This window comes from Lentzea fradiae (assembly GCF_900100955.1).
GTDB classification, from domain to species: domain Bacteria; phylum Actinomycetota; class Actinomycetes; order Mycobacteriales; family Pseudonocardiaceae; genus Lentzea; species Lentzea fradiae.
Genome location: NZ_FNCC01000006.1, coordinates 499,518 through 508,739 on the forward strand (window position 1 = coordinate 499,518; position 9,222 = coordinate 508,739).

The 9,222-nt window shown below is 70.7% G+C and carries 9 protein-coding genes and 2 rRNA genes; 1 reads left to right on the forward strand and 10 read right to left on the reverse strand.

What is annotated here, in order from left to right; genetic code table 11:
• Positions 1-21: 21 nt before the first annotated feature.
• From BLT23_RS17050 to BLT23_RS17075, 6 genes are all read right to left on the reverse strand, one after another.
• Positions 22-954: an NADP-dependent oxidoreductase gene (locus tag BLT23_RS17050; RefSeq protein WP_090050286.1), complete on the reverse strand. Its 933-nt coding sequence runs from the start codon at positions 952-954 to the stop codon at positions 22-24.
• On the reverse strand, positions 951-3,851 hold the full coding sequence (locus BLT23_RS17055) for a bifunctional [glutamine synthetase] adenylyltransferase/[glutamine synthetase]-adenylyl-L-tyrosine phosphorylase (protein ID WP_090050288.1): 2,901 nt from the start codon (positions 3,849-3,851) through the stop codon (positions 951-953). Before BLT23_RS17055 ends, BLT23_RS17050 begins: the two co-directional genes overlap by 4 nt.
• A gap of 26 nt (positions 3,852-3,877) precedes the next feature.
• Positions 3,878-4,063: a hypothetical protein gene (locus tag BLT23_RS17060; RefSeq protein WP_090050290.1), complete on the reverse strand. Its 186-nt coding sequence runs from the start codon at positions 4,061-4,063 to the stop codon at positions 3,878-3,880.
• Entirely contained in the window at positions 4,060-5,193 is a 1,134-nt protein-coding gene (locus BLT23_RS17065; RefSeq protein ID WP_090050292.1) for an inorganic phosphate transporter, read from the reverse strand. Before BLT23_RS17065 ends, BLT23_RS17060 begins: the two co-directional genes overlap by 4 nt.
• A gap of 85 nt (positions 5,194-5,278) precedes the next feature.
• Entirely contained in the window at positions 5,279-6,034 is a 756-nt protein-coding gene (locus BLT23_RS17070; RefSeq protein WP_090050295.1) for a type 1 glutamine amidotransferase, read from the reverse strand.
• Positions 6,035-6,059: 25 nt separating this feature from the next.
• Positions 6,060-6,485, reverse strand: a complete 426-nt coding sequence (locus BLT23_RS17075) for a rhodanese-like domain-containing protein (RefSeq protein WP_090050297.1) — start codon at positions 6,483-6,485, stop codon at positions 6,060-6,062.
• 81 nt (positions 6,486-6,566) lie between these two features.
• Here BLT23_RS17075 and BLT23_RS17080 point away from each other — a divergent pair, with 81 nt between their 5' ends.
• On the forward strand, positions 6,567-7,016 hold the full coding sequence (locus BLT23_RS17080) for an Lrp/AsnC family transcriptional regulator (RefSeq protein WP_090050300.1): 450 nt from the start codon (positions 6,567-6,569) through the stop codon (positions 7,014-7,016).
• Here BLT23_RS17080 and BLT23_RS17085 read toward each other — a convergent pair.
• The 4 genes from BLT23_RS17085 to BLT23_RS17100 all read right to left on the reverse strand — a co-directional run.
• Complete coding sequence (locus tag BLT23_RS17085) at positions 6,999-7,820, reverse strand: GNAT family N-acetyltransferase (protein WP_218133775.1); 822 nt, start codon at positions 7,818-7,820, stop codon at positions 6,999-7,001. The genes BLT23_RS17080 and BLT23_RS17085 overlap by 18 nt on opposite strands.
• On the reverse strand, positions 7,808-8,629 hold the full coding sequence (locus BLT23_RS17090) for a GNAT family N-acetyltransferase (RefSeq protein ID WP_176946784.1): 822 nt from the start codon (positions 8,627-8,629) through the stop codon (positions 7,808-7,810). Before BLT23_RS17090 ends, BLT23_RS17085 begins: the two co-directional genes overlap by 13 nt.
• Before the next feature lie 108 nt (positions 8,630-8,737).
• Positions 8,738-8,854: ribosomal RNA gene (rrf, locus tag BLT23_RS17095) — 5S ribosomal RNA — on the reverse strand.
• A 78-nt stretch (positions 8,855-8,932) separates the two neighbouring features.
• Positions 8,933-9,222 (reverse strand): 23S ribosomal RNA (locus BLT23_RS17100); the annotation flags it as partial.

Sequence of the window (9,222 nt, forward strand, 5' to 3'; positions counted from 1 at the left end):
GGAACAGCGCCGCGAAGGATTTCAGACGGTCAGCACGAGCTTTCCGCGCACATGGCCGCCTTCGAGCACCTTGTGCGCTTTCACCGCTTCTGCCAGCGGGAAGGTCTGCTGCACCTCGACGCGCAGCTTCCCGGCCGCCACGAGGTCGACGAGCCACTGCGTCTGCTCCGCGTTCGGCCTGGCCCACGTGTTCGCGACGCCGTGTTCCAGCGCGGTCGGTCCCTCCACGATGGACGTCATCCGCGCCCGGTCGCGCACCAGCCGCAGCGACTGTTCGAACGCGAGCCCGCCGACGTTGTCGACCACCACGTCGACCTGGCCGTCCCCGCCGAGCAGCTCCGCGACCGCGTCCACCAGCGCGTCCCCGTACGCGACGGGTTCGGCTCCGAGGGAGCGCACGAACTCGTGGTTGCGCGGTGACGCGGTGCCGATCACCCGTGCGGCGCCGAGCTCGCGGGCGATCTGCACCTGGAGGTGCCCCACTCCGCCGGCCGCGGCGTGCACCAGCACGACGTCGCCGGGGCCGGTGCCGACCTCCTTCAACGACTGCAACGCGGTGAGGCCCGCCAACGGCAGCGCGGCGGCCGTCACGAAGTCCACCGTGGACGGTTTGCGCGCGACCGAGCGGTCCGGCACCGAGACCAGCTCCGCGTACGCGCCGAACTGCACGTGGTCCTTGCGCGCGTAGGCGAGCACCTCGTCGCCCGGTTTCCAGGCTCGCACGCCGATGCCGACCGCCCGCACGACGCCGGAGACGTCCCAGCCGGGGATCAGCGGTACGTGGTGCGGCATCAGCTCCTGCAGATAACCGGCTCTGACCTTGTAGTCCACCGGGTTCACCCCGGCCGCGCGCACCTCCACCAGCACCTGGTCGGGGCCGAGCAACGGGTCGGGCAGCTCCTGCAACGACAGGACGTCGGCATCACCGAACCGGGTCAACGCGATGGCTTTCACAGTCCCTCACCGTAGAAGACGCGCTCGGCCACCGCACGTGCACGACGGGTGGTCCTGCGGTACTCCTCCAGGAACTCGCCGGGGTCGCCGCCGGGCGGATGTCCCATCACGCACGCCACGGCCACGAGGTCGCGCCCGGACGTCGGCAGCTGGTCGGAAGCCTTGCCCCGCACCAGCGTCACGGCGTTGCGCGCCTGCGTCGCGAGGTTCCACGCGGCGACCAGCGCGGCGGCGTCCTCCTCTGCCAGCAGGCCCGCGTCGACGGCGGCCCGCATCGCGGCCATTGTGGACGGTGTGCGCAGCGCGGGAACGGCGCCGGAATGCTGCAGCTGCAACAACTGCACGGTCCACTCGACGTCAGCCAGCCCGCCGCGGCCGAGCTTGGTGTGGGTGCTCGGGTCGGCTCCGCGCGGCAGCCGTTCGGCGTCGACCCGCGCCTTGATGCGGCGGATCTCCCGCACCGAGGCCGCGTCCAGGCCCTCGGCCGGGTAGCGCAACGGGTCGATCAACGCCTCGAACTCGGCTCCCAGCGCCTCATCGCCCGCGATGAACCGCGCCCGCAGCAGCGCCTGCTTCTCCCAGAGCTCCGCCCACTGCCGGTAGTACGCGCGGTACGAGTCCAGGGTCCGCACCAGCGGTCCCTGTTTGCCCTCCGGCCGCAGGTCGGCGTCCACCTGCAAGGGAGGGTCCTGCGACGCCGCGCCGAGCAGCCGCCGGATCATCTCGACGACGCCGCTCGCCCACTTCGCCGCCTCGGAGTCCGAGACGCCGTCCTTGGGCTTGCACACGAACATCACGTCCGCGTCGGAGCCGTAGCCGAGCTCGTGCCCGCCGAGCCGTCCCATGCCGATCACGGCGATCGTGGCGCGTGGCTCGCCGGACGACCGCACCGCCGCGTCGAGGGCGCTTTGCAGCACCGCGCTCCACACCTCGGACAGCGAGACGCACACCGTTTCCAGCGGCATGAAGCCGAGCAGGTCGGCGGCGGCGATGCGCAGCAGTTCGTGGCGCCGCAACGACCTCGCCGCGGCGATGGCCCGTCCGGCGTCGCCGTAGCGGGAGACCGCGCTGCGCAACGGGTTCCCGATCGCGTGCGGGTCACCGCCGACCAGCGCGTCCGTGTCGGCGAGCAGCCGCAGCACCTCCGGTGCCCGCACCAGCAGGTCGGGGATGAAGCGGGACGTGCCGAACAGCGCGGCGAGCCGTTCGACGACGGCGCCCTCGTCCCGCAGCAGCCGCAGGTACCAGGGCGTCTCCGCGAGCGCCTCGGACACCTTCCGGTACGCGAGCAGCCCGCCGTCCGGGTCCGGGGTGCCGGCGAACAGGTCGAGCAGCACCGGCAGCAACGCGCCCTGGATGCGCGCACGCCGCGACATGCCCTGGGTCAACGCCTGGATGTGCCGCAGCGCGCCGTCGGGCGAGGTGTAGCCGAGCGCGGCCAGCCGGGCCACGGCCTCCTTGGTGGTGAGCCGCAACGCCTCGGTCGGCACGCCCGCCACCGACTGCAGCAGCGGCCGGTAGAACAGCTTCTCGTGCAGCCGCCGGACCTGGTTGGCGTGCCGCCGGAACTCGGCGAGCAGCACCTGCCACTCCGCCTTGCGCCCGTCCGGCGCGAGCCCCACGGACCGGGCCAGCCAGCGCAACGCCGTCACGTCGTCGTCAGCCGGGAAGAGGTGCGTGCGCAGTAGACGCTGCAACTGCAACCGGTGCTCCAGCGTGCGCAGGAACCGGTACGAGCGCCCGAACGCCGCCGCGTCCTCCCGCCCCACGTAACCGCCGGTGCCCAGCACGGCCAGCGCGGCCGTGGTCGCCTGGATCCGCAGGTCCTCATCGGACCGGCCGTGCACGAGTTGCAGCAGCTGCACGGCGAACTCGACGTCGCGCAGTCCGCCGCGGCCGAGCTTCAGCTCGCGTTCGGCCAGCTCGGACGGCACGTGGTCCTCGACGCGGCGGCGCATCGCCTGCACGTCCTCGACGAAGTTCTCGCGTTCGGCCGCGGTCCACACGAGAGGCCGCACGACGTCGAGGTACGCCTGCCCCAGCTCGGCATCCCCGGCGACCGGCCGTGCCTTCAGCAGCGCCTGGAACTCCCAGGTCCGCGCCCACTTCTTGTAGTACGACGCGTGCCCGTCGAGCGTGCGGACCAGCGCACCAGCCTTGCCCTCCGGCCGCAGCGCCGCGTCGACCTCGAAGCACGACTGGCCCGCGATCTGCATCATCGTGCTGGCCAGCCGGGTCGCGACGTTCAGGTCGCCCTCGGCGACGAACACGACGTCGACGTCGCTGACGTAGTTCAGCTCGTTCGCGCCGCACTTGCCCATCGCGATCACCGCGAGCCGGCACCGGTCGGGGCCGTTGACGCGTTCCTCCGCGAGCTTCAACGACGCGCGCAACGCGGACACGGCCAGGTCGGACAGCTGCGCCGCCACCGTGTCGTAGGGGACGAACGGCAGCTCGGGCTCGACGACGTGCGCCAAGTCGTTGGCGGCGACGAGCAGCAGCTTCGCCCGGTACTCGGTGCGCAGCACGTCACCGTCTGCCAGCTCCAGCGACACGTCGACGTCGTCGGTGAGGCAGCGCCAGCGGTCGGGGTTCGCGACCAGGAAGTCGGCCAGGGCCGTGGACGACCCGAGCACGGCGAGCAGACGGCCCCTGACCACGACGTCGTCGTGCAGCGCGGCCGACAGCGCCTCCCAGTCGGCGACGGGCTGGAGGCGTTCGAGGCCCCGCAGCGCCAGGTCGGGATCGGGGCTGCGGGACAGCGCGGCCAGGACCGGTTCGGCTCCGTCGGCGGGACGGCGCTCAGCCCACAGGCCGAGGCCGCGCAGCACTTCCTCGCTGCGGGCCTCGGTGAGTCCGAACCTGGCGGGTGACGCGTGGCGGACTGGTTCGCTCATCGAGCAACAACTTAGTCCTCACACGGTCAGAAGACGATCAGTGAGAGCCCGTAGAGCACAACGGCGACGCATCCGGCGAAGCTCGCGTACGCGGGCCCCTTCTTCTCGTCCGACAGCGCGCGGATGCCGATGACGAACAACGTCACGACGAGGACCGTGACGAGCAACGTGGCGCCGAAGACCTGCAGCAGCGCCTCCCACTTGATCGTCATGCCGGCACCTTGTGCAGCTCGGCCTGCGCGGCGACCTCGTCGACGATGTGCTCCGGCCGCACCGGCTCGCGCCGCGACAGGATCCAGATGCCGATCGACACGACGATGCCGATCACGGCGACGCCGATGACACCACCGGTGCCGGTGGACGCCCACTTGCCCGCGATGGCGCCGACGATGCCGGCGGCGGGCAGCGTGAGCAGCCAGCCGGCGGCCATCTTGCCCATGGTGCCCCACTTGACGCCGCGGCGGTCCCTGCCGAGGCCGGAGCCCATGATGCCGCCGGACGCGACGTGCGTGGTGGACAGCGCGAACCCGAGGTGCGACGACGCGAGGATGGCCGTGGCGGTCGAGGTCTGCGCCGCGAAGCCCTGGGCGGGCTCGATGGTCGTGAGGCCGCGGCCCAGGGTGTGCGTGATGCGCCAGCCGCCCAGGTACGTGCCGAGCGCGATCGCGACACCGGCGCTGACGATGACCCAGGTGGGCGGCGCCGAGCCGGGGGCGAGCGAGCCGGACGTGATCAGCGCCAGCGTGATGATGCCCATCGTCTTCTGGGCGTCGTTCGTGCCGTGCGCCAGGGAGACGAGCGAGGCGGACGCGACCTGGCCGACCTTGAAGCCGGTGTTCGACACGCGCGGGTCCGACGCCTTCTTGAGGCGGTAGACGACGATCGTGGCCAGTGCGGCGACGAGACCGGCGATGAGCGGCGCGGCGACGGCGGGCACCAGGACCTTGTCGACGACCTTGGCGAAGTGGATGGCGTCCACGCCGGACGCGACCCACGCGGCGCCGATCAGGCCGCCGAACAGCGCGTGCGACGAGCTCGACGGCAGCCCGGCGTACCAGGTGACGAGGTTCCACATGATCGCGCCGACCAGCCCGCCGAAGATGATCGCGGGCGTGATCTTGGCGTCGTCGACGATCCCGCCGGAGATGGTCTTGGCCACCTCGACGGACAGGAACGCGCCTACCAGGTTCAACACCGCCGACAGCGCTACCGCCGTGCGGGGCTTCAGCGCACCGGTGGCGATGGAGGTGGCCATGGCGTTGGCCGTGTCGTGGAACCCGTTGGTGAAGTCGAAGATGAGAGCAGTGACAACGACGATGATCACTACAAGAGCGGGATCCACACTGATCCTCCGGCTGGATCGAACAAGGTGCTCGATGATGACGGTACCGGGTAGTCAGGATGCCTTATAACCTACGAAAGTAACGTCACACCAAGGGAAGTTGTGTGCCCGAACACCCCGCCGGCAACAGTTCTCCCCGAACGAGTTGGGCGAATCTCCCGACGAACGGACGCCACACCTCTTCGAAGTCCCGGTGTGCCTCTTCGAGGAAGTCCTGGTCGAAGTGGTGCGCCCGCGCGCACGCGGCCGACTCGGGGTCCTTGGCGGCCCAGCTGAGCACGATTTCCGGGGTCGTCTCGATGTGGAACTGCAGGCCGTAAGCGCACGAGCCGACTCGAAACGCCTGATTCGGGTATTTCGGGGAGGCCGCGAGGTGCTCCGCGCCGGGCGGCAGCAGGTGCACCTCGTCGTTGTGGAACTGCAGGACGTCCGGCGTGAACGGCAGGTCCGCGAACAGCGGGTCACCGGCCGCCGCGTCTCGTTTCGCGACGAGCAGGACGCCCACCTCCGGCCCCTGCGGACCCTTGCGGACCTGACCGCCCGTGGCGGCGGCGAGCAGCTGCGCGCCGAGGCAGATGGCCAGCGTGGGAACCCGCTGCGCCACGGCGTTCGACAGCAGCCGGCGGGCGTCGGCGAGCCACGGGTGCCGCAGGTCGTCGAGCGCGCCCATCTCACCGCCGAGGCAGACCACGCCCTGGTAGCCGTCGAGGCTCTCCGGCGCGGGCTCGTCCTTCAGCGGCACGAGGTGGAGCTCGACGCCCTCGGCGACGAGCCACTCCCCCAGCTTGGCCAGCGGGTCGGACTGCGACGGCTGCAGGACGAGCAGGCGTGGTGCGTTCACGCACTTGAGCCTATGTCGGCTGTGGTCAGCAGTGACACGCGACCTTGGCTACATCGGCCCCCTCGTCGGACTCGACGGGATACCCCGCCTCCTTCCACGCCGTGATGCCGCCGGAGAGCCTCTTCACCCGGTAGCCGCGCCGGGCCAGCGCGAGCGCGCCTTTGGTGGCGGCGTTGCACTGGAAGCTCTCGCAGTAGCAGACGTAGACCAGGGACGGGTCGAGGTCGAGCCGCTCGGGCAGGTCGCGGTAGGGCAGGTTGATCGCGCCGGGGATGCGCTCGCGGGCGAACGCCTCCGGTGCGCGCGTCTCGACCAGGACGTATCCCGTGACGTCCCCGGCCAGCAGGTCGCGGTGGACGTCGTCGGGATCGGCCTCGAACGCCAGCTCGGCGGCGAAGAACGCGGCGGCGGTGTCCGGGTCGGCGGCGGGGAAGCGCAGTGCGTTGCTCATGGGTTCGATCCTGCTGGCACCCGACCGGCACCGAACAGGCGAAAGTCCAGGTATCGCACGGGTTCTGCCTATGATTTCCAGGTGGAGCTGGACGCCGTGGACTGGAAGATCCTCTCGCTGCTCCAGACCGACGGGCGCATGTCGTTCACGGCGCTGGGCCGCGAGGTGTCGCTGTCCGCGCCCGCGGTGACCGAACGGGTGCGCCGCCTGGAGGCGCTGGGCGTGATCACCGGCTTCACCGCCGTGGTGTCCCCCGCCCGGCTGGGCCTGCCGATCGAGTCGATCGTGCGGGTGCGGGTCAGGTCGCTCGACACGCCGCGGTTCCGCGACACGGTGCTGGCACTGCCGCAGGTCCGCGACGCCGACCACGTGACCGGTGACGACTGCTGGCTGCTGCGCGTCGTCTGCCGGTCGACGGGCGAGCTGGAGGAGCTGGTCGAGGTGATGCAGCGCTACGGCGACACCACCACGTCGCTGGTGTTCTCCTCGCACGTGCGGAACCGGCCCGTCACCTCAGAGCTCTTCGGCTGACCACCGGTACTCGGACCAGTCCGTGACGTACCGGAACCCGATGCCCTGGTAGATCGAGTTGGCCGTCGGGTTGGCGTGGTCCGCCGCCAGCACGACGTGGTCCGCACCCGCGTGCCTGGCCCATCGGCAGACCGCCGCCGTGGCAGCGGCGCCGTAGCCCTTCCGGCGGTGCTCCGGCGGCGTGTACACCGGACCGACCCGGGAGACCCCGGCCACAGGTTCGGTGGTCGCCGCCCACGAGACGGGCCGCCCGCCGTCGACCCACAGCACGTGCCCGGCCGGCCTGACCAGACCGCCGCGCGCCACCTCCCGCGCCTCGGCCCGGTCCATCCCTTCGAGCTCGACGGCGAACCGCACCCACCACTCGGTCAGCAGGTCGTGGTCGGTGGCGGTCGTGCGTCTCGCTTCGCCGGGCACGTCCGGGACGACCAGGTCCTCCAGCCGGTGGAACCGGAGCCGGAACGACTCCCTGCCGCCTTCTCGCCACCGCGACCGGAACGCCTCCACCCTGGCGCGTGGCCCGCTCACGGCGTCGATCGGCTGACCGCGCAGGACCTCGGCGACGAGTGGGGCGGCGTCGACCGGCATCGCGGCGACGTGCAGCGGCCAGTCCTCCAGCCGCGTGACCGCGCCGACCAGTGCGCCGCCGTCGTGCAGGGAGACGAGGGCCGCGGCGGGCCCGATGCCCCGCCGGGCGGACTCCACCCCGGTCAGGTGGACGTTGTAGGTCACGGGGTCGGCGTCGAGGAACTCACCGGCGACGGCCAGGAAGTCCTCGACGGTGCCGTGGGTCAGCGCTTCCACAGGAACTCCGCCCAGTCCTCGACCGGGCGGTAGCCGATGCGCTGGTAGATCGAGTTGGACACCGGGTTGACCAGGTCGGCGAAGAGCACGACGTCGGTGGCCCCCCGCTCCAGCGCCCACCGCGTGACCATCGCGCTGACCGCGGCGCCGTAGCCGTGCCGGCGGTGCTCGGGTGGCGTGTAGACGGGGCCGATGCGGGTCATGCCGGACTGGGGCAGGCTCGCGACCGCCCAGGCGACCGTTCCGTCGACCTCCCAGACCGCGTGACCGTTGCCCAGCCGCAGTGAGCTGCGGACGGCCTCGGTGGTCTGCTCGTCCGGCGCCTCCGGCACCGCTTCGGCGAGGAACTCGGCTCGCCAGGCGCCCAGGAGCTCGACGTCGTCCTCGGTGGCCAGGCGGCCGGTGCCCTCGACGGCCGGCTCTACCAGCTCCTCCAGTCGGTAGAGCCGGGTGGCGATGGACTCGGTGTACTTCTCGCCCGTGGCTGTGGCGAACGCCTCGGAGCGCTCCCGCGGGCCGGTGACGCCGGGTGCGTCCGGGTCGATCTCGGCGGCGGTCCGCACGGCCAGTTCCACCGCTTCCAGCGGAAGATCTGCCGCCTGGAACGGCCAGGGCGGCGTGCGGACCAGTGAGCCGACGACCTGGCCGCCGTCGTGGAACGTGATCAGGGTCGGCGGGTGTTCGCCCGGCAGCCGGCGGAGGCGGTCGAGTGACGTGAGCGCCACCGTGTTGCGCACCGGATCGGCGGCGAGCCGGGCGAGGGTGGCGGCGTCGAACGACTCCAGGCTGCTGTGCACGAACGCGTCCATGAAATCCATGACATCAGGCCGGGCAACCGAGTTTCGTGGTCCGGACATGCCGAAGACCCCTGAGGGGAGCACTGGTGTGCTCGACCCTCAGGGGTCTTCGGAAAGATTGTCCGGCGGCGACCTACTCTCCCACACCGTAACCAGTGCAGTACCATCGGCGCAGAAGGGCTTAACTACCGGGTTCGGAATGGGACCGGGTGTTTCCCCAACGCTATAACCACCGAAACTCTGTGGAGTTGTACCTGCGGCGATCGGTATGCCGCTCGGTTCTTCCAGAACCGCACAGTGGATGCGTAGCGTCTTTGTAACAAGTCCTCGGCCTATTAGTACCAGTCAGCTCCAACCGTTACCGGTCTTCCACCTCTGGCCTATCAACCCAGTGGTCTAGCTGGGGGCCTTAACCCACAAAGGGTGGGATACCTCATCTTGGAACGAGCTTCCCGCTTAGATGCCTTCAGCGGTTATCCCTTCCGAACGTAGCCAACCAGCAATGCTCTTGGCAGAACAACTGGCACACCAGCGGTCCGTCCGTCCCGGTCCTCTCGTACTAGGGACAGCCTTCCTCAAGTATCCTACGCGCGCGGCGGATAGGG